The organism is Streptomyces lateritius (assembly GCF_014649715.1).
Taxonomy (GTDB): Bacteria; Actinomycetota; Actinomycetes; order Streptomycetales; family Streptomycetaceae; genus Streptomyces; species Streptomyces lateritius.
On sequence record NZ_BMTO01000001.1, the window covers coordinates 80137 to 102688 of the forward strand.

At 70.8% G+C, this 22552-nt stretch carries 24 protein-coding genes; 8 read left to right on the top strand and 16 right to left on the bottom strand.

Features of this window, described 5'->3' with window-relative positions:
- Positions 1-162: 162 nt before the first annotated feature.
- The 3 genes from IE136_RS35280 to IE136_RS00415 all read right to left on the bottom strand — a co-directional run bounded on the left by IE136_RS35280 (position 163) and on the right by IE136_RS00415 (position 4068).
- The gene (locus tag IE136_RS35280) at positions 163-1137 is read right to left on the bottom strand and encodes an HNH endonuclease (protein ID WP_229818574.1); all 975 of its coding nucleotides are present in this window, start codon (positions 1135-1137) and stop codon (positions 163-165) included.
- A 709-nt stretch (positions 1138-1846) separates the two neighbouring features.
- A complete protein-coding gene (locus IE136_RS00410; protein ID WP_189599109.1) occupies positions 1847-3466 on the bottom strand; it encodes a sodium/solute symporter in 1620 nt (539 codons plus the stop codon).
- The gene (locus tag IE136_RS00415) at positions 3463-4068 is read right to left on the bottom strand and encodes a DUF485 domain-containing protein (RefSeq protein WP_189599110.1); all 606 of its coding nucleotides are present in this window, start codon (positions 4066-4068) and stop codon (positions 3463-3465) included. The genes IE136_RS00410 and IE136_RS00415 overlap by 4 nt, the downstream gene beginning before the upstream one ends.
- A gap of 556 nt (positions 4069-4624) precedes the next feature.
- On the opposite strand from IE136_RS00415, the gene IE136_RS00420 reads away from it, so the two are divergent.
- Entirely contained in the window at positions 4625-4795 is a 171-nt protein-coding gene (locus tag IE136_RS00420) for a hypothetical protein (RefSeq protein ID WP_158986923.1), read from the top strand.
- A 267-nt stretch (positions 4796-5062) separates the two neighbouring features.
- Here the strand turns inward: IE136_RS00420 and IE136_RS00425 are convergent, their stop codons facing one another.
- The gene (locus tag IE136_RS00425; protein WP_189599111.1) at positions 5063-5350 is read right to left on the bottom strand and encodes a hypothetical protein; all 288 of its coding nucleotides are present in this window, start codon (positions 5348-5350) and stop codon (positions 5063-5065) included.
- Between the two features lie 153 nt (positions 5351-5503).
- Between IE136_RS00425 and IE136_RS00430 the strand changes: the two genes are divergently transcribed.
- Entirely contained in the window at positions 5504-5812 is a 309-nt protein-coding gene (locus IE136_RS00430) for an immunity 53 family protein (RefSeq protein ID WP_189599112.1), read from the top strand.
- A gap of 9 nt (positions 5813-5821) precedes the next feature.
- A complete protein-coding gene (locus IE136_RS00435; RefSeq protein ID WP_189599113.1) occupies positions 5822-6631 on the top strand; it encodes an MBL fold metallo-hydrolase in 810 nt (269 codons plus the stop codon).
- Here IE136_RS00435 and IE136_RS00440 read toward each other — a convergent pair.
- Positions 6573-7331 carry a GntR family transcriptional regulator gene (locus IE136_RS00440; protein WP_189599114.1) on the bottom strand — a complete coding sequence of 253 codons (759 nt, stop codon included), beginning with the start codon at positions 7329-7331 and terminating at the stop codon, positions 6573-6575. The two genes, IE136_RS00435 and IE136_RS00440, sit on opposite strands and share 59 nt — an antisense overlap.
- A 222-nt stretch (positions 7332-7553) precedes the next feature.
- Here IE136_RS00440 and IE136_RS00445 point away from each other — a divergent pair, with 222 nt between their 5' ends.
- Together IE136_RS00445 and IE136_RS00450 are read left to right on the top strand one after the other, a co-directional pair.
- Positions 7554-7778: a hypothetical protein gene (locus IE136_RS00445; protein WP_158986913.1), complete on the top strand. Its 225-nt coding sequence runs from the start codon at positions 7554-7556 to the stop codon at positions 7776-7778.
- A gap of 31 nt (positions 7779-7809) precedes the next feature.
- Positions 7810-8097, top strand: coding sequence for a DUF2277 domain-containing protein (locus IE136_RS00450; protein WP_229818575.1), 288 nt, complete (start codon positions 7810-7812; stop codon positions 8095-8097).
- Here IE136_RS00450 and IE136_RS00455 read toward each other — a convergent pair.
- From IE136_RS00455 to IE136_RS00470, 4 genes are all read right to left on the bottom strand, one after another.
- Positions 8066-8683 (bottom strand): DedA family protein, encoded by a 618-nt coding sequence (locus IE136_RS00455; RefSeq protein ID WP_373308986.1) that lies wholly within the window; start codon positions 8681-8683, stop codon positions 8066-8068. The genes IE136_RS00450 and IE136_RS00455 overlap by 32 nt on opposite strands.
- A 172-nt stretch (positions 8684-8855) precedes the next feature.
- The gene (locus tag IE136_RS00460) at positions 8856-9311 is read right to left on the bottom strand and encodes a DoxX family protein (RefSeq protein ID WP_373308960.1); all 456 of its coding nucleotides are present in this window, start codon (positions 9309-9311) and stop codon (positions 8856-8858) included.
- A 141-nt stretch (positions 9312-9452) separates the two neighbouring features.
- Positions 9453-11216 (bottom strand): alkaline phosphatase D family protein, encoded by a 1764-nt coding sequence (locus IE136_RS00465; protein ID WP_189599115.1) that lies wholly within the window; start codon positions 11214-11216, stop codon positions 9453-9455.
- Between the two features lie 201 nt (positions 11217-11417).
- On the bottom strand, positions 11418-12080 hold the full coding sequence (locus tag IE136_RS00470) for an HNH endonuclease family protein (protein ID WP_189599116.1): 663 nt from the start codon (positions 12078-12080) through the stop codon (positions 11418-11420).
- A gap of 378 nt (positions 12081-12458) precedes the next feature.
- Between IE136_RS00470 and IE136_RS00475 the strand changes: the two genes are divergently transcribed.
- On the top strand, positions 12459-13202 hold the full coding sequence (locus tag IE136_RS00475) for an ABC transporter permease (protein ID WP_189599117.1): 744 nt from the start codon (positions 12459-12461) through the stop codon (positions 13200-13202).
- Positions 13203-13356: 154 nt separating this feature from the next.
- Here the strand turns inward: IE136_RS00475 and IE136_RS00480 are convergent, their stop codons facing one another.
- Both IE136_RS00480 and IE136_RS00485 read right to left on the bottom strand, forming a co-directional pair.
- Positions 13357-14022: an HAD-IA family hydrolase gene (locus tag IE136_RS00480; protein ID WP_189599118.1), complete on the bottom strand. Its 666-nt coding sequence runs from the start codon at positions 14020-14022 to the stop codon at positions 13357-13359.
- A gap of 135 nt (positions 14023-14157) precedes the next feature.
- Complete coding sequence (locus IE136_RS00485) at positions 14158-15015, bottom strand: peptidoglycan-binding domain-containing protein (RefSeq protein ID WP_158986903.1); 858 nt, start codon at positions 15013-15015, stop codon at positions 14158-14160.
- Between the two features lie 198 nt (positions 15016-15213).
- On the opposite strand from IE136_RS00485, the gene IE136_RS00490 reads away from it, so the two are divergent.
- Entirely contained in the window at positions 15214-17268 is a 2055-nt protein-coding gene (locus IE136_RS00490; RefSeq protein WP_189599119.1) for an MDR family MFS transporter, read from the top strand.
- Here IE136_RS00490 and IE136_RS00495 read toward each other — a convergent pair.
- Entirely contained in the window at positions 17265-17768 is a 504-nt protein-coding gene (locus tag IE136_RS00495) for a GNAT family N-acetyltransferase (protein ID WP_189599325.1), read from the bottom strand. The genes IE136_RS00490 and IE136_RS00495 overlap by 4 nt on opposite strands.
- Positions 17769-17779: 11 nt before the next feature.
- Entirely contained in the window at positions 17780-18115 is a 336-nt protein-coding gene (locus tag IE136_RS00500; RefSeq protein ID WP_189599120.1) for an antibiotic biosynthesis monooxygenase family protein, read from the bottom strand.
- 12 nt (positions 18116-18127) lie between these two features.
- Here IE136_RS00500 and IE136_RS00505 point away from each other — a divergent pair, with 12 nt between their 5' ends.
- Positions 18128-19351, top strand: a complete 1224-nt coding sequence (locus IE136_RS00505; protein WP_189599121.1) for a serpin family protein — start codon at positions 18128-18130, stop codon at positions 19349-19351.
- On the opposite strand, the gene IE136_RS00510 is transcribed toward IE136_RS00505, so the two are convergent.
- The 3 genes from IE136_RS00510 to IE136_RS00520 form a co-directional block, all read right to left on the bottom strand.
- Entirely contained in the window at positions 19315-19983 is a 669-nt protein-coding gene (locus IE136_RS00510) for an O-methyltransferase (RefSeq protein WP_158986897.1), read from the bottom strand. The genes IE136_RS00505 and IE136_RS00510 overlap by 37 nt on opposite strands.
- Positions 19980-21053, bottom strand: a complete 1074-nt coding sequence (locus IE136_RS00515; protein ID WP_229818576.1) for a DUF2330 domain-containing protein — start codon at positions 21051-21053, stop codon at positions 19980-19982. The genes IE136_RS00510 and IE136_RS00515 overlap by 4 nt, the downstream gene beginning before the upstream one ends.
- Positions 21054-21178: 125 nt before the next feature.
- Positions 21179-22522: a cytochrome P450 gene (locus IE136_RS00520; RefSeq protein ID WP_158986893.1), complete on the bottom strand. Its 1344-nt coding sequence runs from the start codon at positions 22520-22522 to the stop codon at positions 21179-21181.
- Between the last annotated feature and the right edge of the window lie 30 nt (positions 22523-22552).

Below are 22552 nucleotides of genomic sequence, written 5' to 3' on the forward strand. Positions count from 1 at the left end.
CACCGGGCGTCCAGGTCGTTCGTACAGTGGCGCGCTCCACCTGGACGCCCGGCACCGCGCCCGCTCCACGGTGTGTGGGTCGACGGCAGACGGGATGGAAGTTGGGGTGAGTGGTGACGAAGGTGAGCGGGGTGCGTGACGGCCGAATGTGGCAGGCCGCGCCTATTTGGAGCGGGAGGCCAGCCTCAGCCGAGCCACATGGTAAGCCCATGCGTGGGTGGACACCTTCTTTTCGACGGCAAAGTGACGTCCCGTTGCTGAATCTAGGACTCGGTGATATTCGTTCATCAAGTCCCACGACATGGCTGAAAATTCTCTGTCTGACCAGCCGTACAAATGGCGCAGCTCGAACTGGACGGCAGCGAGGAACTCCATTTCGCTATGATCGATGGGTTCAGTCCTGCCACCATGTTCCTTCACCCACAACTTCACTTCTTCTGGCGCTCGCTGCCACTTGCTGCCGGAATCTCGCAATTCTGCATAGTCTACCCAAGCCCAGAAGGCCTCTGCATCGGCGATGTCCGGTGCCTGCTTATGGTGATCTGCACACAAGAGAGCGAAGTTGCGGACGTCCATGGAGCCGCCCAGCGAGGCAGGGACGACATGGGCTCTTTCGACTGGGGAACCCCAACAGATCAAGCACTCTTCTCCAATATCGAGGTACTCCATGATGGCTCGTTTGGTCGGGTAGGTCTTCCTGTTGCTTGCCTCTGTCTCCCTCACGCGGAGGGGTAGGGATTCAATGTCGTACCAGAACGATTTTTCTTCACCCTTTGGGTAACCGACTCGCATTTCGTCAGGTATATCGTTTTTCTGTCTACGGTTATCCTTCACAGAGTAGAGCGGCGTGTGCAGTTCTGTCAGATAGGGAAGTGCTACGTCGGGCAAGAAGTGTCGGATCATCTCCCAGGCGTCATGATCATATCCATTCGCACTGTTTCGATGGCCTTGTACGCGAAAATACAGGATGCGCGGCGAGTTTGGTCTCATTTCCTGGGCCTTGGATATGACCTCGAAAATCCGAGGCGCGCAGCGTTCGAAATTTTCATATACGGCCATGTCATGATAAAGAATTACCGCTTTCCCCTTGGGCGCCTGCGAGCGGGTGGATTTCCGCTTGTTCTTCTTCTTGGGCACTTGCTGACTCCGCGTCTGGGCTACACACACGACGACCCCAGCATCGCATCAGCCTCTGACACTGCCTCAGATAGTCGACCGGTGCTGTCGGCTGGTGGGCTTGGAACCACCTGCGCACCACTTGGTCGCACTCCCTGACGCTTGCCCTACGGCAGCGACGCACAGCCCTGTCGACCTGTCCCTGCCGCCGTCGACCCCCTTGAGGTCGTCAGCAGCCCAGGGGTCTCCAGCAACATGCCCATAGTTCGCCCCGAGAAGGTCAGCCGTGCCAGATCCGTGCCAGATCGAGCGGTCAGCCACGGTCAACCGGGGGGCGTGGCGGTGCAGGTGCTGTATCGACAGGCCTGGCTCCTCGGATGACGGATGACCAGGGAGGACGTGTCCGCCGGGTGCGCCAGGCTTACAAGGCAGTGGTCCGAAGGGTCCTCAGGCTGGGCGTGGTCGAGGAACTTTCCAGCCTTCATCGGCCAACGGAGCTCCCTATCTGCGGGAACGATGAGCTCCATGACGAGCGATGACGACAGGAGTGCGGTGAAGCACTTGGCTGCCCAAGCCCATGAAGTGGGGCGGGTGTCTGGGCGGGAGCCCTTGTGCGAGCTGCTGCGGCGGGTGAGTCGGTCCAAACGAGAGGCCCTAGGCACCTCGGCACAGCCGAAAGGGCGCCCGGCCGGGAACATCAGGCCGGGCGCCTTTCGTCGGGGCGTGTGCGTCAGGACGCGGAGGGGCTGTTCGCCGCGGGTGTGCCGGCCAGGATCGTCTCCTCCACCGCTTCGTACCGCATGCGCTGGTCGGCCGGGTCGCGTTCGTAGAGCACCGTGCCGAGCCAGCCCGCGAGGAAGCCCAGCGGGGCCGAGAGGATGCCCGACGTGGTGAACGGGAACCAGTTGAAGTCCTGGTCCGGGAAGATCGCCTGGGGCGATCCGGACACCAGGTTGCTGCCGGTCATGAGGATGAACGCGGAGGCGCTGCCCACGATGAGGGTGCAGAGCAGTCCCGCACGGGAGTAGCGGCGCCAGAAGAGGCTGTAGATGAGGGCCGGTGCGACCGCGGACGCGCCGATGCAGAACGACAGGGTGAGCAGTGCCTGAAGGTTCAGATGCCGCGCACCGGCGGCGATCGCGATCGCCACGAGCCCGACGCCCGCCGCGGCGGTCCGGGCGATGGCCATCTCTACGGAGTCCTTCAGTTGCGCCTTGCGGCGCAGCCCGTGCGTGATGAGGTCGTGCGCCAGGGTGTTGGCGCAGGCGAGGGTGATCCCGGCGACCGAGGCCAGCAGGGTGAGGAAGATGGCTGTCGCCACGGCCGTGAACAGCAGTGTCTCGACGGTCGTCTGGTCCGTGCCCATGACGGCCTGGCTGACCATGAGGAACGCTGTCTTGCCCTGCGGGTCGCCGGCGACGATCCCCTGGTGGCCGACGATCGCCGCCGCGCCGAAGCCGATGACCGTGATCAGCAGACAGGTCACGACGACGGTCGACACGGCCCAGGACATCGAGCGCCGCACGGCTGCCGCGCTGCGCGCGGTGAACATGCGCATGGTGATCTGCGGCAGCACCGCGGCGCCGAGCACGACTGTCAACTGAGTACTGATCATGTCGAGTTCGTTGCCGCCGAACTGCAGACCGGAGGCGAGATAGGCGTCTCCCGCCCCGCTGCCGCGCTTGGCGGCGTCCAGCAGGGAGGGCAGGCTGAAGTCGAAGCGGTTGAGGATGAGCGCGGCGATCGCGAGGGACGCGCCGAGGAGGACGACGGTCTTGACGATCTGGATGAAGGCGGTGCCCTTCATGCCGCCGATCGCCGCGTACGCGATCATCAGCAGGCCCAGGAACACGATCGCGCCGGTCTTGAAGCCGTCGGCGTCGAAGCCGAGGACGACGGAGAGGAGGTCGCCGGCGCCCGCGAGCTGGAAGATCACCAGCGGCAGCAGTGCGGTCAGGGTGACCGCGGCCGTGGTGATCCGCACGGCGGGGCCGGGGAGACGCCGGGTGAAGACGTCGCCGATCGTGAACCGGCCGGCGTTACGCAGCGGTTCGGCGAGCAGGAACATCATCAGGACCAGCGAGAGCACGGTGCTCAGGGCGAGCGTGACGCCGTCGTAGCCGACGAGCGCGATGATGCCGATGGTGCCGAGCACGGTGCCGGCGGAGACGTAGTCGCCGGCGATCGCGAGGCCGCTCTGCACGGGGGAGAGCGAGCGGTAGCCGGTGTAGAACTCGCCCAGGTCATCACGATCGGGGCCGGTCATCACGCACAGCAGCAGCGTGACAGTGATGACCGCGATGAACGCCATCAGCGACATGGTCTGGGCCCCGGAGCTGAAGCTGGTCATGCGCGCGCACCTCCGGTGGGCTGCTGCCACACGGGACGTCCGGAGCCGCTCTGGCGTTCTGGCCGGGGCGCGGCTGCCGCTGCCGCCTGCTCGGCGCGTTCGCGGATCGCCGCGGCGAGCGGGTCGACGCGGTTGCGTGCGATCCGCTCGTACAGCGCGATCGCAGCCAGCGCCACGGGCAGCTGGAGGAGCCCCAGGACCAGACCGGTGGTGAGACCACCGGTGATGTTGCCGGTCATCATCGAGGGGGCGTAGCCGGACAGGAAAAGGAAGATGACGAAATAGCCGAGCGCGGTGAAGGTGGCGACGCGGCGGAGCCTGCGGTAGGCCGATCCGAGCCGGTGCAGATCATCACGATCGTCGGTGGCGGCGGGCGGTTGCGGCTGCGGGGACGCGTCCCAGGGCTGCTGCGCGGAGTGCCAGCCCTGCTGCGGCGAGGAGTCCCACGCCCGCGGGGACGAGTCCCAGGCTGCCTGTGGATCGGTGTCCCAGGACGGCGATCCACCCTCCCAGGACTGCGACGCCGCCTCTTGGCGGTGCCGCCCGGCATTCCGGTGCTGCGGTATGGGCGGTGGGTCGGGGAAAGGCTGGTGGTACGACATCGATCTTGCTCCTTGCCGCCCCGGGGGACGGGCGGGTGGCGCTGGTGGTCCGCGTACGTTACTCATGGGTATAGCCCCGGCGTAAGAGGGTTGCCGACCGCTCGGTATGTCGGTTCGGTGACGATCCTGTGTGCACGGCGACGGAACCCGCGGTAACCCCCGTCGTGGATCTTTCCGCAGGTCACGGGTGAGCCCTCGGGCCACTCCGCGCACTGGGCCGATCGCCTGAAAAACAGCGGCGCCATTCCAACCAGTACCGCCGGTCTTTGTTCGTATGTGCCGTTGACTGACGCGCAGTGGGCGCGAATCGAGCTTTACTCCCAGGTCGGGGACACCGCAGCGGGGTGGCCGGTGAGCTGTGCGGCAGCAGGCGTTCATCGTGACAGCGACCTGAAGAGATCTTCCTCGTACGCCTCGACGCATGCAGGGGAGGTTTGCGCGCCCACGCTGCTCGATGCCCTGGCTTACGGGCCCCCGGGCCTCTCGCCCCATGGCAGCTCCCGCCCAAAGCCGCTCCGTCGGCCTTCGCTGTACGGTGCCTGCCGAGGGGGCTGCCATGCTTGATCAGAACTGGGACGACGACAGCGACTACAGGTCGGCTGTGCGACGCACACGCATCATGATGGCGCTCGCCTCGGTAGTCATTCTCGTTGTGATCGCGGCCGGAGCGGTGGCGGTCTTCGGCGTATCGCTGTTCTTGGACCTGGCCGAGATTCTCAGCCGGTAGCCATGCGATCCCTGGGGCCATGGGTTGGCGAAGCTCCCCCGGGGCTTGTTTCCCCGACCTGTTCGAGCGCACGTCCGAGACCGATGGGGTGCGCATCATTCGCAGCAGCGAGGCGCCCCATGCCCATTCGACTGGGCCCGGGGCCTGAGGCAACGTGCGACCCGCACGCGCTCGATCGAGCTGGATCAAGCTCGATCAAGCGGGGTCGAGCGGGGACCCGCTTCCTGGGGTCGGTTGGCGGTGCGTGGCTGGGCCCACCGGACACGTTCACCTCCGGTCGCAGTCGCAGTAGGGCTCGTCCGTGCCGATTTTGGCGGTGTGCAGTTCTTCCACTGCGCTCATGGGGATGCGGGCAACGGTGACGCACACACTTTCCGGGGCGGCCGGCGTCGACGACGTGACGGCTACGTGAGCCTGGTAGGCAAGGGGTGCCCTGGCCATGACATCGAAGACGTAGGAGCCGTCGACCTCCGCGTAGCCGTCTGCCCGGATGTGGGCGAGGCCGCCGTTGACCATGCGCAGGTGCCAGAGGGAGGGAACGTCTCGAAGTTGCACGAGCTCCAGGCTAGAGGGGTAACGCCCGAAGCACGTGCGGGTGTTCGCCCCCTTCGCGCGTCGGGCGACTCCGGGCGACCTGCCCGTCGAGCGAAGGCTCACCTCTGAGGCTGATGCGCCGGAGCTACGAAGCTGCGCCTAGGATCAGGCGCCATGGGTGGCGCGGGGTCTGTGCTCGACTGGCTGCAAGGGTGGTATGCCAGGCAGTGCGATGGTGACTGGGAGCACGAGTGGGGGGTCACGATCGAGACGCTCGACAACCCTGGGTGGCACGTCAGGATCGATCTCGAGGGGACTTCGCTCGCTGAGCGCGGGGATCTTGAGTACGTCCTCGAGCGGGACGGTCAGGACTGGGTTTTCGCACGGGTCCGGGACCGGTGTTTCGACGCTTCGTGTGGCCCGGGCAACCTGACCGACGTTCTGGAGATGTTCCGGGGATGGGTCGCGGAGGCGCCGGACTAGGCTTCGGGAATGGACGGTGACGCGTTGAGAATCGCTGTGCTCGGGTCCGCCACGCCCTATCCGCGGCCGGGGAACGCCTGTTCCGGGTATCTGCTCGACGGGGGCGGGGTTCGGGTGTGGGTCGATGCCGGGAGTGGGGTGCTCGGGGAGCTGCAGCGGTATGTCGGGCTGGGGGAGGTCGATGCCGTGTGGATCTCGCATCTGCACGCCGATCACTGCGCCGACCTGCTGACCGCCTACTACGGGCTCCTCTACGCCGACATCCGGCTCGATGCCCCCGTGCCCCTGTACGGGCCGCCCGGGATCGCCGAGCGGCTGGCCGGGTTCCTGACCCATGGGCCCCGGCGCAGTTCCGTCGAGGACGCCTTCGCCGTGACCGAGTTGTACGACGGGCACGAGGCGCGGGTCGGCGGGCTGGTGCTGGGCAGCCGGGCCGTCGAGCATGGGGGGATGCCCGCCTTCGGGCTGCGCGTCGAGGACGGCGAAGGGCGGCGGATCGCGTACTCGGGGGACTCCGAGCCGTGTGCCGCGCTGACCGAGCTGGCCGAGAGCTGCGAGCTGTTCGTCTGTGAGGCCGATGGCGAGGGGGCCGGGCATCACTCCGCCGAGCAGGCCGGGCGGACCGCCGCCGACGCCGGGGTGGGGCGGCTCGTGGTCACCCATGTGGGGCCGGGGGTCGAACCCGAAACCGCTGTCGACCGGGCGGCCCGGTGGTTCGACGGGGACGTGGCGTACGCCTCGCCGGGCAGCGTCTTCGGCGTCAGGCGTCGAAGTCGTATTCCAGGACGTAGGACGACGAGTCCAGCGTCATCTCGTTGAGTTCGACCGGGGTGCCCTTGGCCGTGAAGGCCGTGCGGGCGATCAGGATCACCGGGGTGCCGAGCTCGAGGGACAGGCGGGTCGATTCGGCTGCCGTAGGCATGCGGCAGCGGATTTCTTCGCGGAAGTGGGCCGGTTCGTGGCCCAGGTCGGTCAGGCGGGCGTAGGTGCCGCCCGGGCCCGTGTCCGGGGTGGTGATCGGGGTGCCCTGGGTGAGGGTGGCGGGGAGGTACGAGACGGAGAGCAGGACCGGTTTTCCGTCCAGGACGAAGCGGCGGCTGCGGACGCAGACGGGGGAGTCCGGCGGCAGACCCAGCGCCTCCGCGACACGGGCGGTCGCCGCCGTCTCGCCCACCTCGATCTGGTCCACGACCAGCGCGCGGTCCTCGACGTCCGCCGACCACACGGAGTGGCCCGTGCCCCAGTGGCCCTGGGCCAGCCTCGGGATGCCGCGTCGGCGCAGGGGCCGGAACGTGCGGACGAAGACGCCGGCGCCCTTACGGGCCTCGGCCAGACCCTCGTTGCGCAGGACGGACAGCGCCTGGCGGGCCGTCATCCGGGCCACGTCGTAGGACGTCATGAGGTCGTTCTCGCCGGGGAGCCGGTCGCCGGGGGCGAAGGCGCCTGACTGGATGGCGGTTCTCAACTCGTCGGCGATGCGCTGGTACTTGGGCCGACGACCGCTGTCCTGGTCAGTCATGGGGGGACCACTCCCTTCGTTTGCGGGACACCCTACGGCGCCCTCCTGCGAGGTGATGCACGCGTGTGCGCCGACCTGTGCGGTCGATCCGTCCATCGGGGGACATCTCTAGAGATACGTTGACAGGGAGGGGTCTCCCGGCTTGTCTGGGTGTATCTCTAGAGATCCGGGGCCTGGCCCCGACTCGCCTGTGACTCCGGGGTTCCGGGACGGAGGGGATTCGTGCAGCCACTGCCCGAGGTCGGTGACCTCGTACGCGACACCGCCACCGGGCGGGTCGGCTTCTATGTGGACCGCGTCGCCGGCCGGTGCCTCATCCGGTCGGTCGACGGCGGCCACGCGTGGGAGGCCGACCCCGGGGACGTACAGCCGGCCACGCCCCTGCGGGAGCTGCGGGCGCGAGCCGCCGAGATCAACGCGCGGAGCAGGCGGAGCCTGGGAACCTGACGCTGTCGGTGGGGCGCGTCACACTGGGAGCATGTGCCGCAGTATCAAGACCCTCCGACCGCCCGTCCTGCCCGAAGAGGCCACCGAGGACGACATCCACGCCGCCGCCCTGCAGTACGTCCGCAAGGTCTCCGGCTTCCATCACCCCGCCGCGCACAACCGCGAGGTGTTCGACCGGGCCGTGGACGAGATCGCGGCCGCGACCGCACGGCTCCTGGACGGCCTCGAAGTGCGCGGAGGGGGCCACCGTGCGCGGGTCGCGGACGTCGCCGACGCGGCGCACCAGGTCAGGAGGCCGGAGCCGCAGCCGCAGCGGTAGTCGGGCGTCGTACGACGTAGGCCGCCAGGGCGCCCGCCAGGAAGAGCGCGAGGATCGACACCCCCGCGCCGAACCAGGTCGCCCCGAGCCACAGCCCGCCGAACCAGCCCAGCGCCACGCTGTAGCTCGCCCAGGCCACCCCCGCGAGCGCCGACCACGGCAGGAACTCCACGATCCGGCGGCGGGCGGCGCCCGCGCCCAGCGAGACCACCGAGCGGCCCGCGGGAGCGAAGCGCGCGATCACCACGAGGAGGCCGCCGCCCCGCGCCAGCGCCGTGCCGAGACGTTCCTGCGCCAGGGTGAGGCGGCGCGAGCGGGCGATCGCCCGGTCCAGCCGGGCTCCGCCGCGCCAGGCCAGCCGGTACGCCACGAAGTCGCCGAGGACGGAGGCCGTGGCCGCGCACAGCAGCAGAGGGAGGACGGAGGGCACGTCGGGGGAGGCCGCCGTGGCGGTCGCCGCCGCGGTAGCGGCCGTGATCACCAGGACGCCGCTCGGCAGCACCGGCAGGAAGACGTCGAGAAGCACCGACGTCGCCACCGCCGCGTAGATCCACGGGCCCGCGGTCAGTGACCTCAGTGACCCCATGCTGTCGAGCACGTTCACAGCGCTAGAGCGTACGCGGGGGCGGGGCGGGGGAGAGGGGTGGGGCCGGAAAGCCGCTCCCGCGGTTTTCCGGCCCCTGACCTCCGTCTTACGCCCGATCCCTAGGCCGGGTCCGTAACCCTGCGGGCAGACGGCGCTGCTTTCCGGACACGACCTACGCCGTGACCGGCGCGCGCTGCTCCTCGCGCTTGCCCGTCTCCGCGCCGCGCGCGCCGAACAGGCGGTCGAGCGCCAGCGCACCCGGGCCGGTGAAGACGAGCAGCAGGAACGCCCAGCAGAAGAGCGCCGCGCTTTCTCCGCTGTTCTGCAGCGGGAAGAGCGCCTCCGGCTGGTGCACCTTGAAGTACGCGTAAGCCATCGAGCCCGAGGCTATGAAGGCTGCGGTACGGGTACCCAGGCCGGCCAGCACCAGGACGCCCGCGACGAGCTGGATCACGGCCGCGTACCAGCCCGGCCAGGTGCCGGCGGGCACGGTGCCGCCCATCGCGCCGCCGAGGACGCCGAAGAGCGAGGCCGCGCCGTGGCAGGCGAAGAGCAGGCCGACCACGATGCGGAACAGGCCGAGGGCGTACGGCTGAGCCTGGGTGAGGCGGTTCGCCAGGTTGCTCATGGGGACGGGACTCCTTCGGTCGTGTCCGCTTCCGAGGGAAACGGAACGTGGGGGACGGAACCGATGAGGCCGTCAGATTAGGCACCCCTCAGGAATACTTGCAAGTTCAACATTCGGTCATTGTGAAGTCTGTGGCGAGCGTCACGGGCGGTTGCCGCCGTCGATCGCCCGTTCGTCGACCGTCATCAACCGCCCGTTCGGGCGCGCCTGATCGAGTCTCAGGCGCGCCCGGCGGCCGTCGAGGTGCAGCGTCATCAGCTGGTTCCCGAACCACGGGCCGCCCGTTCGGCGCCAGGAGACCGGCGACCGGCCCAGCCGGCCGTGGCGGGCCAGGACCCTGCCCAGCGCGCGGCCCGCCCGGCTCCAGCCGAAGCGAAAGCCGAGCCGTATCGACGCAGGGACCGCGTTGTGGAGCGGTGAGCACGTCAGTTGGACGACGCGGGCCTGGGGAGTGGCGCCGGTGCGGGGCTCGGGCGTGGCACCGGAGCGGGCCTCGGTGCTGCCGCCGCCCCCACCGGCCTCGGGGGTGCCGTCGCCGGCGTCCGGGGGGCCGGCGACGGGCCATTCCGGTTCCGCCACGTACGCGTGGTGGACGTCCCCGGACAGGACGCACACCGTCGCCGGTGCCTGCGGGCCGCTGCCCGCCTCGGCCAGCAGCCGGGTGAGGGTGTCGAACGACGACGGGAACGCCGCCCAGTGCTCCAGGTCCGCGCGCTGCCGCAGAACCTCCGCGAACCGCGCCCAGCGCCCCTCCGGGCCGCCCCGCTCGCCCCGGCACAGCGCCGCGTTCCAGCGCTCCGCGTCGTGGATCAGCGGCGGCAGCAGCCACGGCAACGAACTGCCGACGAGAAGATGGTCGTACGCGCCCGGACCGCCGGCCAGCGCCTGCTCGCGCACCCAGGCCGCCTCGGTCTCGTCCAGCATCGCCCGCCCGTCCTCCCGCAGCAGGCGCGCCGCCCGGGTGTCGACCATCACCAGCCGCGTCCGGCCGAAGTCCCTGCGGTAACTCCAGCGCACGCACGCCGGATCGGCGTCCGCCTCCGCCGCGAACCGCCGCAGCAGCTCCGTACCGTCGGGCGCGGCGCACACCTTCGCGTACAGCGGGTCGGCCGCCAGCTCCGCGGGGGACAGATTGCCGAGGTGCTGGTACACCCAGTACGACATCAGTCCGCTCAGCACCCGCTCGCCCCACCACGGCGTGGCGCGCATGCCCGCCAGCCAGGCGGCGCTGGTGTTCCAGTCGTCGATGACGTCGTGGTCGTCGAAGATCATGCAGCTGGGCACGGTGGAGAGCAACCAGCGGACCTCCGGGTCCTGCCAGGACTCGTCGTACAGCCGGGTGTACTCCTCGTAGTCCCCTACCTCCGCGCCCGGCGGGTCGCGCGGATCCCGGCGGGCGGAGAGCCAGCGCCGGGTGGCGGTCGAGGTCTCGTCCGCGTACACCTGGTCGCCCAACAGCAGCAGGATGTCCGGCCGTTCGCTTTCCGCGCGGGCGGTCAGGTGCGTCGCCAGGGTGTCGAGCGCGTCGGGGCCGACCGGGTCCCGGCCGGCCGCCGGCTTCGCCGCCCAGCGGCAGGAGCCGAAGGCGACGGTGATGGCGCCGTTCGGCGACACCGGGGTGCGGATCGTGCTCGGCGGGAAGCGCGAGTCCGGCGGCGGCCAGACCGCCCGGCCGTCGAGCCGTATCTCGTACGGGGTCGAGGTGCCGGGGGTCAGGCCCGTCACCGGGATCAGCGCGTAGTGGTGACCGGCGATCTGGAAGGTACGGGTCCGGCCGTTGGCGCCGTTCTCGCACCGGACTTCCGCCGTGCACGGGCGGTCGGCCTCGACCCACACCGTCGCGGAGTCGCCGCTCACCCCGTCGACGTACCGCAGCAGCGGTCCCAGTCTGAGTCCGGCCGCCATCGTGCTCCCCCTCCGTCGTCCCGCCTGCGCGGTGCGAGTTCCGTGCCTTCGGATCCGTGCGTTCGAACGCGTGGGTACGGAGTCCGCGCGCGCGGATTCCGTACGGTACGAGTCCGTGCGCACGACTTCCGTACCGTGCGAGTGTCCGTACGGTACGGAACGCGGAGAGGATCAGGGCGGTTCCGGGCTCGTCCGCCGGTGTCAGCAGGCGTTCAGGACCGACTGGAGCGCGCTCTTCTCGGCGGAGTCGACGCTCAGGCCCCAGTGGTACTTCACGTGCACCCACGCCCGGGCGTACGTGCAGCGGTACGCGGTGCGCGAGGGCAGCCACTCGGCCGGGTCGAGGTCGCCCTTGGCCTGGTTGACGTTGTCGGTGACGGCGATGAGCTGCGGGCGGGTCAGGTCGTTGGCGAACTGCTGGCGCTGGGCGGTGGTCCAGGAGTTCGCGCCCGAGCGCCATGCCTCGGCGAGTGCCACGACGTGGTCGATGTCGAGGTCGGAGGCGACGGTCCAGGTGGCACCGTCGTACTCGGAGTACCAACTGCCGCTGACCGCCGCACAGCTGGAGTCCTGGACGACGTTCACGCCGTCGCGCTTGAGGACGACCTCGCGGGTGTTGCAGGCGCCGGACTGGGTGCTCCAGTGCGGGAAGAGGTCGCGGCTGTAGCCGGTGGAGGAACCTTCCGCCTTCACCGTGAGCGAGGCGAGGTAGGTACGGGCGGTGGCGGCGCTGACCGGGGTCGGCATCGCGGCCTGGGCGGTCGGGGCGGTGGCGAGGAGGCCGGTGACGGTGAGGGCGGCGGAGGCGGCGAGCACGGTCGCGCGACGGGCTATTCGACGCGCGTAGACGCTTGCGGTGAGCATGCGAACTCCCTTGGTGTGGGGGGACCTTGACCGAGCCGTCCTGAGCGGGTGCCGGGCGGCCCGGTCATCGTGGCGGCGCCAGGTTTCGGTGGGGGGTGCGCCAGGTAACAGAGTGGCGACATGGGCACGTCACATCAAGAGGTCGGACCGTGAGAGTGATGTGACGGAGCGGCACTTCCGGTGCCTCGCTAGGCCGTGTCCGTAATGTCCCGCCTGGCCCGCGACGCCTGGCACGCACGCTCGCCGCGTTGCCGGGTCCCCCGGGTACGCCCGGTACGAGGGCGACCCTCCGCCTTCTCGATCGCACGCACCGGACGCCGCGGGCCCTGCCCTGCGGGCAGACGGCGCTGCCTTCCGGACACGACCTAGGGTTGCCGTGTGCTTCTGGAAGTGAATGTCACCTTTGGGGTGGTTCTCGCCGTTCTCCTCGCCGCAGCCGCCGGGGCGGTCGCCCTCGCCCGGCTCGGCCGCGCCCGCGACATCCTGGTGGCCGGTGGGCGTGCGGCGCTTCAGCTCGTCGTCGTGTCGCTGGCCATCGGCGCGGTGATGAGGCAGCTGCCGCTGCTGCTGGGGTTTCTGCTCCTGATGTACGGGGTGGCCGTCCTGACCGCCGGGCGGCGCGTGATCCCCTCGCCGGGGCGCGGCCGGTGGTGGGCCGGGGTGCCGATCGCGGCGGGCGTGACGCCGGTCGTCGGGGCGCTCGTGCTCACCGGGCTCGTACCGGTGCGGGGAGTCGCGTTGATCCCCGTGACGGGCATCCTCATCGGCGGCGCGATGACGGCCACGGTGCTCGGAGGGCGGCGCGCGCTCGATGAACTGGAGACGCGGCGGGGCGAGGTGGAGGCGGGGCTCGCGCTCGGGCTGCCGGTGCGGGAGGCGCGGCTGGAGGTGGCGCGGAGGGCTGCCTCGGACGCGCTGCTGCCGGGGCTCGACCAGACGAGGACGGTGGGCCTCGTCACGCTGCCGGGCGCGTTCGTGGGGATGCTGCTGGGCGGGGCGTCACCGTGGGAGGCGGGCGCGGTGCAGCTGTTCGTGCTGGTGGCGCTGCTGGTGGTGCAGGCGGTGGCGGTGGCGGCGGTGCTGGAACTGGTGGCGCGGGGACGGTTGGCGCGGGGGCGTTGAGCCGACCCGGACCGTGGGGGGTGGCCGGGGCCCCGGCCACCGGTCACGGCGTGTTCCCGCCGTCGCCCGGAGGGTGGGGCGGGGAGAGGGGATGGGCTTTGTCGGGCCGTGGCCCGGGCGCCGCCCGGTGAGTGGTGGCGGCAAGGGCTTCGAGTCAGGGGTGGAAGGTGAGGCGGATCGTGTCGGCGACGGCCTCGGCGCTCACAGAGGTGAGGTCCCGAACGTGGACGTCCGGGGTGAAGGCAGCCGCCCTCGGGCCCACGCCCACCACCCGCATGCCCGCGGCGCGACCCGCCAGGATGCCGGCCTCGCTGTCCTCGAAGACCACGCAGTCGGCCGGGTCGAAGCCCAGCTCGGCCGCGCCCTTGAGGAAGCCCTCGGGGTCCGGCTTGCTCGCGCCGACGCACTCCGCCGTGACCCGGGTCTCCGGCATCCGCAGCCCCGCCGCGCCCATACGGGCCCGGGCGAGGGGCTCGTTCGCGGAGGTCACCAGAGCGTGCGGCAGGTACGCGATGGCGGCCATGAAGGCGGGGGCGCCCGGGACGGGCACGACGCCGTCGAGATCGGCCGTCTCCTCGGCCAGCATCACCCGGTTGTCCGCGTAGTTCTGCTCCATGGGCCGGTCCGGGAGGAGGACGGCCATCGTCGCGTACCCCTGGCGTCCGTGGACGACCTTCAGCGCCTGCTCGGGATCGAGGCCGTGTCGCACCGCCCAGCGGCGCCAGCAGCGCTCCACGACGGCGTCGGAGTTCACGAGCGTGCCGTCCATGTCGAGCAGAAGGGCGCGGGCGGTGAGCGTTGCCGGGGTGGTGGCAGACATCAGCGGTCTCCAGAAGGGGTGGGAGGAGAACGAAGTGGACCCGCTCACCGGTCAGGGAGTGCGAGCGGGGCCACTTTGTTCCATCACGATACAAAACGAGGGCCCGCCGCGCCACCCCGTTCCGGATGGCGGACCTCAGCCGTCCGTCACCTGCTCCAGCGCGCGGCGCGTTTCCGGGCCGTACACGCCCTCGGGGTCCTCCTCGATGTGCATGTACGACTGGTAGCGCGCGACTCCCTCCTGGACGCGCCGGTTGTACTCCCCGTTCATCGGGCCTTCGTACAGTCCGATCTCTCTCAGCCGCCGCTGGAGCTCCGTGACCTCCGGACCCGAGTCGCCGCGCCGCAGGGTGGGTTCTTCCTCGGCGTCCTGGGAGGGCGTCGAGGTCGGTCCGGGACCGTTTGTGCCGGTCGAGGGCGAAGGCGGACCGGCGGGGGCGTCGGCGGTGGCCGCCGTGGTCCGGACGGCCGACGCTGAAGGGGAGGGGGAAGGAGATGTGGAGCGTGACTCGGACGGCGAGGCGGCGGCCGGGGCGGAGCTCGGCGGCGCCGTGGACGACGCGGAGGGTGTCGACGTCGGGGCCTCGGACACCGCGACGTTCTCGGACGCGCTCGTCGTGACCGTGGGTACGGCCGCCCGGTCGTCCGTGTCGCCCTCGCCGTCCAGCAGGCCGGCCGCGAGCGCCGCCGTGCCGACGACGGCGACCGCGACGGCCGCCGCGAGCGCCACCAGCCCGCCCCGTCGCCGCGTGACCGGCCGCTCCCGCCCGAAGTCCTCGACGTATCCGAAGTCCTCGACGTGTCCGAGGTCCTCGACGTGCTGGGGGTGCGCGAAATGTTCGGGACGGCCGGAACGGGCGTCGGTGGCGGCCGGCGATTCGCCGGCAGCCGGGACAGGCGGAGGTGTCGGTATCGGAGCCGTAGGCGTGAGGGGTGCGGGCGGTGCCGGCGGTGGCTCGTGTGCGGCGTTCGATGCCGGCGTTTCCAGCGTCACGTACGGGCGGATCCGCAGCGGATCGAAATCCTGGCCGCAGGTGCAGTCCGGTCTGTGTACACCGCATTCAGGACAGACGTGTCCGACCACAGTGGGTCCCCTCCCAAGTCAACTGACAGTGATTATGCACAGTGGCTCGGCAGGCCATATGCGGACATAACGATCAGGATGGGGGTGTACGGACCGGAGGAGATGCCCATGGCCCAGGAAGTACGTACGCCGGACGTAGGCGGCGGCCCCGCGCCGGGGGAGGGACACAGCCACCGCACCGTCCTCGTGGCGATCGGGGCGCTGCTGCTCGGCATGCTGCTGGCGGCACTCGACCAGACCATCGTCTCCACCGCCCTGCCGACCATCGTCAGCGAGCTCGGCGGCATGGAGCACCTTTCCTGGGTGGTCACCGCCTACATGCTCGCCGCGACGGCCGCGACCCCCTTGTGGGGCAAACTCGGCGACCAGTACGGCCGTAAAAAGCTCTTCCAGACCGCCATCGTTCTCTTCCTCATCGGCTCCGCCCTCTGCGGCATCGCCCAGAACATGCCCCAGCTCATCGCCTTCCGCGCCGTCCAGGGCCTCGGCGGCGGCGGGCTCATGGTCCTGTCCATGGCGATCGTCGGCGACCTCGTCTCGCCCCGGGAGCGCGGCAGGTACCAGGGCCTGTTCGGCGCCGTCTTCGGAGCCACCAGCGTCCTCGGCCCGCTGCTCGGCGGAGTCTTCACCGAGCACCTCTCCTGGCGCTGGGTCTTCTACATCAACCTGCCCATCGGAGTCGTCGCCCTCTTCGTGATCGCCGCCGTGCTGCACATCCCGGTCCGCTCCACCCGGCACACCATCGACTACCTCGGTACCTTCCTCATCGCCTCGGTCGCCACCTGCCTGGTTCTCGTGGCCTCCCTCGGCGGTACGACGTGGGCGTGGGGCTCCCCGCAGATCATCGGACTGGCCGTCCTCGGAGTCGTCCTGCTGGTCTGGTTCGTGTACGTGGAGCGACGCGCGGCCGAACCCGTACTGCCCCTGAAGCTGTTCCGGACCCGGACCTTCACCCTCGTGTCGGTCATCAGCTTCGTCGTGGGCTTCGCGATGTTCGGCGCCATGACCTACCTTCCGACCTTCCTCCAGGTCGTGCAGGGCGTGACACCGACCATGTCCGGCGTCCACATGCTGCCGATGGTCCTCGGCATGCTCATCACCTCGACCGCCTCCGGCCAGATCGTCTCCCGCACCGGCCGCTGGAAGATCTTCCCCCTCGCGGGCACCGCGCTCACCGCCCTCGGGCTGCTGCTTCTCAACGAGCTGACCGAGACCAGTTCCACCTGGCAGATGAGCGTCTACTTCTTCGTCTTCGGAGCCGGCCTCGGCCTGGTCATGCAGGTGCTCGTGCTGGTGGTCCAGAACGCCGTCTCGTACGAGGACCTCGGCGTCGCCACCTCCGGGGCCACGTTCTTCCGCTCCATCGGCGCGTCCTTCGGCGTCGCCGTCTTCGGCACGATCTTCACCAACCGGCTCAACGCCAAGCTGGACGACGCCCTCGCCGGACAGTCACTGCCGCCCGGGACCGGGCCCGACCAGATCGCCGCGGACCCACGGACCGTCAGCGCCCTCCCGCCCGAGCTGCGCCCCCCGGTCCTGCACGCCTACGCGACCTCCATCACCGACGTCTTCCTCTACGCGGCACCGGTGGTCCTCCTCGCCTTCGTCGTCGCCTGGTTCCTCAAGGAGGACAAGCTGCGCGGCTCGGTCACCGCCCCCGACACCAGCCAGACGCTCGCCTCCAACCCGGTGGAACGCTCCTCGTACGACGAGTGCGCGCGGGCCCTGTCGGTGCTGGGCTCGCGCGAGGGGCGCAAGGCGATCTACGAGAAGATCACCGCGAAGGCCGGGCTCGACCTGCTGCCGGCCGCGAGCTGGCTGTTGCTGCGGATCCGCCGCCACGGGACCGTGGAACCCGCCCGGCTCGCCGAGACCGCCCCCGTACCACTGCGGGCGATCACGGAGGCGGCCCGGCAGGTCGAGGAGCGGCACCTCGCCCGCCGCGAGGGGCTGCAACTGATCCTCACCGAGGAGGGCGTGGAGACCGCGACCCGCCTGGCGAAGGCGCGCGAGGAGTCGCTCGCCGAACTGCTCGGCGACTGGTGGGGCCCGGACCGGCCGACGGACCTGGTGAAGCTCGTCGAGGAACTCACGGCCGAACTGAGCGGATCGGACGCGGAGCGACCCCACCTGCCCGAGCCGCCCCGCGACCATCACGCCTAGGCGGCGGCTCCGTTCCCCGGAACGCCCTGACGGGCCCCGAGTTCCTTGCCGTACCAGATCTCCATGTACGGGCCCTCGCAGTACGCCGGGATCTCCGCGTAACCATGGCGGGTGTAGAGCGTGCGGGCCTCGATGAGGTCCAGGCGGGTGTTGAGGACCATGCGGCGCGCGCCCAGTTCGGCCGCCGCCTCCTCCAGCGCGCGGAGGAGGGCGCCCGCGCCGCCGAGGCCGCGGAAGGACGGGCGGAGGAACACGCGCGTCAGCTCGGCCCGCTCCCCGTCCAGGAGCAGGACGCCGCCGCAGCCCGCCGGCCTGCCCTCGAACCGGGCCACGAGGAACTGGCCTGTCGGCGGGGTCAGCAGCTCCACCCCGTCGTTCGTCAGCCCCTCGTCGATCTCCGCCTCCGTCGCGGGCCGCTTCCAGTACCGGCTCGCGACCTCGTCGTAGTACTCACGGCGCAGGGCGGTGGCGTCGGGGCCGTCGTGGCCCTCGGCGTGCATGGTCCAGGCGGTCACTTCGGCGACGCCTGCTGCACGACCTCGAACGACCACAGGGTGGAGCCGGTCGCGGCGGGCTTCGGCCGGCCACCGCTCTCGCCCTCGGCGCCTCCCGAAGTGCCCTGGTGGGCGGCCTTCATGGAACCGCTCATCCAGTTCTGGAAGTCCTCCTCGCTGCGCCAGCGGGTGTAGACCAGGTACTGGTCCGTACCCTCCAGCGGGCGCAGCAGCTCGAACCACTCGAAGCCGTCGGAGCCCTCCACGGCCCCGGCGCGGGACGCGAAGCGCTGCTCGAGAACCTCGCGCTGGTCGGCCGGGACGGTCAGTACGTTGATCTTCACGATGCTCATGAAGGGCAGGATATGGGTGGGACGGAACTGATCACGCGCGCGGGCGCGGTCCGCGCGCTCGCGGAGCGCTGGCTGCGGCTACTGAGCGACGGCGACGGCGACGGCGACGGTGGCGGTGGGGGTGGTGCGGAGGACTTCGTCTGCTCGCCGGCCGGACTGTGGCTGGCGCTCGGCGCGGTCGCCTCCGGAGCCCGGGACGGCGCCGCCGAGGAGTTGCGGGCGGTGCTCGGTGTCGCGGGAGCGGAGGCGGCCGACGCGGTGACGGCCGTGGGGCGCGAGCTGGCCGGGACGGACGCGCTGGACATGGCGACCGGCGTGTGGAGCGGCATTCCGCTGCTCCCCTCCTGGACCCGGGCACTGCCGGACGTGGGATCCGGGCCGCTGGGCCGGGACGCCCAGGCGCGGCTCGACGCCTGGGTACGGGAGGCCACCGCCGGCCGGATCGACCGGCTACCGCTCTCCCTGGACGGGTCCGAGGCGCTCGTCCTCGTCAACGCCCTCGCCCTGAAGGCTTCCTGGCAGGCCCGGTTCGCGCCGGCCCTCACGCGGGACGAGCCCTTCACGGACGCCGCAGGCGCCACCGTCGCCGTACCGACGATGCATCAGCGGCTGCCCGCACGGTGGGTCTGGACGGTGAGCGCGACGGGCGTGGGTGCGGCCGGCGTGGGCGCGGTCACCGTGGTGGAGCTGCCGTGCGAGGGGGAGCGGGGAGCGCTGGTCCGTTTCGTCCTCGGACCGAAGGGCGCCGGTGCGGGTGCGGGGGTGGGCGCCGCCGAGGTGCTGGCCGCCGCCTGGGCGCCCCCCACCCGGCGGGAACACCTCGCCGCCGAGGCCGTCGACCTCGCCCTGCCACGCTTCTCGCTCCGTACGAAGACCGATGTGCACGCCCGGCTCGGCGCACTCGGCGTCGGCCTGGCGACCCGGCCGGAGGCCGACTTCACCGGGCTCTCGGCCGAGCGGCCGCTGTGGATCTCCGCCGCCGCGCAGGAGGCCCTCGTCGAGGTCGCCGAGGAGGGAGTGGAGGCCGCCGCCGTCACCGCCGTCGCGATGACCCGCGGCGCCGCCCCGCCCCGGCACCGGGTCGTCGAGCGGATCGCCTTCGACCGGCCCTTCGGAGTGGTCGTGCTCGACGCCTCCGGCGAGGTGCCGCTCCTCGTCGGCTGGCGGTCGAGCGCCCCCGGCCACTCCACCGGCCCCGCCTACTCCACGACGCGGGCGAGCAGCAGCCCGTCGTAGCCCTTCGTCCCCACCGTCTGGAACGCCGTCGCGTCCAACCGGGGCTCGCGCGAGACGAGTTCGAACATCGCGCGGGTCCCGGTGATCGCCGCGTCGTCCGGATGCGGGGTGGCGACCCCGCCGCCGCGCACGACGTTGTCCACGATGATCACCGTGCCGGGGCGGGAGAGTTTCAGCGCCCACTCCACGTAGCGCGGGTTGTTGACCTTGTCGGCGTCGACGAAGACGAGGTCGAACGGGCCCGCGCCCTCCTCCTCCAGCCGCGGCAGGGTGTCCAGGGCCGCGCCCGTCCGGACCTCGACGATCTTGTCGAGCCCTGCCCGGGCGATGTTGGCGCGGGCCACGTCCGCGTGGACCGGGTTGTACTCCAGCGTGATCAACCGGCCGTCGGCGGGCAGCGCCCTGGCCATCCAGATCGTGCTGTAGCCGCCGAGCGTGCCGATCTCCAGGACGCTGCGGGCGCCCTGCGTCGCGACGAGCAGGTTCAGCAGCTTGCCCTGGTTGGGAGCCACGGCGATCTCGGGGAGTCCGGCGGCCGTGGAGTCGGCGAGGGTGGCGGCGAGCGCGTCGTCGGCGGGGGCGAGCAGATCCGTGATGTAGCGGTCGACGGCGGTCCACTGATCGTTGGTCATGCGGCCGAACGTACCCCAGCACGCGCTCGCCGGAACCGTACCGCCACGACGGTGCCGACCGCCGCCACCAGCGCGCCGGTCACCGCCAGGATCCAGACCGGGATGCCACCGCCGACGGTGAGCAGCCGGTCGGTGTGGACGACCTCTTGGTACGGGGCGTCGGCGACCGTCCTCAGTTCGTGGTCGCCGTCGATGCGTGACGGCTCGGGGAAGTCCTGGTCGAGGGCGGTGAGGAAAGCCGGCCGCCCGCCGGTGAGCTCCGCGACGGGACCCGAACGGCCGGCGATCGCGCCCGCGTACGTGATCTCGGGCTTCGCTCCGCCGATGTCGCCGCGCGGCTCCATGCGGTGGTCGGCGAGGACGTACAGGCCGAGGGACTGCGGGGTCCGCGCCAGCCGCGAGAGCCGCATCGGGTAGACGAGCCGGTCGCTCGCGAAGGTGATCTTCAGCGGGTCGAGTTCGCCTCGCAGCACGGCACCGTCGGTCCCGTTCTCGGCAGCGGGTGCGAGGCGGATCGCGACGTACTCCCACTTCTGCTCGACGTACGGCTCCAGTTCGCCGGCCAGCCGGTCCGGCAGCTCGAAGCCGTTCTTCTCCAGCCAGCCGCTCAGCGCCTCGGGGTCGGTGGCCGTCAGCCGCGCCACGTCGAAGGGACCGAGCCGCTCGCGTCCGACGACCGCGACGTCCGCCGGGCTCCTGCCGGGCGGCGCGGCGCCCGCGCCGTCCGTGTCGTCGTCGGCGAAGGGCCAGTCGCGGCCCCGTGGCCAGAAATAGTGCCGTTCCCGGTAGACGGGCCGGGTCAGGCCTTCGAGCGCGTCGAAGAGCTCCGGGTCGCCGAGCTCGACGTCCGCCCTCCCGGGCACGGGCATGATCCAGGCGGCCCGCTGGGCGTTCCCGCGCACGGTGAAGCGCATGACGATCTGCTCCGTACGGCCGTCCCAGCGCACGGCCGAGGTCTCCCGGTCGACGCCGATCCGCTGCGACCGGTCCGGGATCATGGCCCCGCAGCCGCACGCGTGGGCCGGTGCGACGAGCGAGACCGACTGCAGCGCGAGCAGCGCGACGAGCATGGCCAGGATTCTCTGTGTCCCCCGCATGCGGGGTCAGACGCGGCCGACGAAGATCCGGTTCCGGACGGAGATCCGGCGAGAGCGGCGGGGGCCGGGCGTAGGGGGATGTGCCCCCGCCTCCCACGTCAGCCGGCCACGCGGACCCGGAGTTCCTTGATCCCGTTCAGCCAGGCCGCGCGGAGCCGGCGCGGCTCGCCGACGAGGGTGAGATCGGGCAGTACGTCCGCGAGCGCGTTGAAGATCAGCTCGATCTCGTTGATGGCGAGGGACTTGCCGAGGCAGAAGTGCGGGCCTCCGCCGCCGAAGCCGAGATGCGGGTTCGGATCGCGGGTGATGTCGAAGTCCTCCGGGTTGCCGAAGACCTCGGGGTCGTTGTTGGCCGAGGAGTAGAACAGGCCGATCCGGTCGCCCTTGCGGATCTTCTGGCCGCCGAGCTCGGTGTCCTGGGTCGCCGTCCGCTGGAAGGAGACGACGGGGGTCGCCCAGCGCACGATCTCCTCCGCCGCGGTCGCGGGCCGCTCGCGCTTGAACAGCTCCCACTGGTCGGGGTGCGTCAGGAAGGCGTGCATGCCGTGGCTGATGGCGTTGCGGGTCGTCTCGTTCCCGGCCACCGCGAGCAGCAGCACGAAGAAGCCGAACTCGTCCGAGGAGAGGTTGCCCTGGCCCTCGGCCGCGACCAGCTGGGTCACGATGTCCCCGGCCGGGCACTCCTTGCGGGCGGCGGCCATGTTCATCGAGTAGCCGATGAGCTCCATGGCGGCCTCGGCGCCGATCTCCTCCGTGATGGCGTACTCGGGATCGTCGTACCCGATCATCTTGTTCGACCAGTCGAAGATCCGGGAGCGGTCCTCCTGCGGTACGCCGATGAGTTCGGCGATCGCCTGGAGCGGCAGCTCCACGGCGACCTGCGTGACGAAGTCGAAGGACCCGTCCCCACGGTCCCCGCCCTCCGCGTCGTTCGCGCCGTCCGCGCCCCCGCCCTCCGCGCCGCCCCGGCCGTTCGAGCTCCCCGAGCTCCCCGAGCTCCGCGCGCCGGCGTTCTGCTTCGCCTCCTCGACGATCGCCCGCGCCCGCGCGCGCAGGGCCGTCTCCAGGTTCCGGATCGCGCGCGGGGTGAAGCCGCGCTGGACGATCTGGCGGACCCGGGTGTGCTCCGGCGGGTCCATGTTGAGCATGATCAGTTTCTGGACCTCGATCTGGTCCCGGGTGATGTGCTCGTTGAAGCGGATGACGGCCGTGTTCTCGGTGGAGGAGAACAACTCCGGGTGCGTGGAGACGTACTTGACGTCCGCGTGGCGGGTGACGGCCCAGTAGCCCTCGTCGTCGAAGCCGGTGACACCGCGCGGCTGAGGGCACCACCAGACAGGCGCGGTCTGACGCAGCTGCGCGAACTCCGGGAAGGGGATGCGGCTCTGGAGCAGATCGGGGTCGGTGGCGTCGAACCCTTCGGGGAGGTGAGGGCAGGGCATCGGCAACACACTCCATGTCTGAGACGAGCT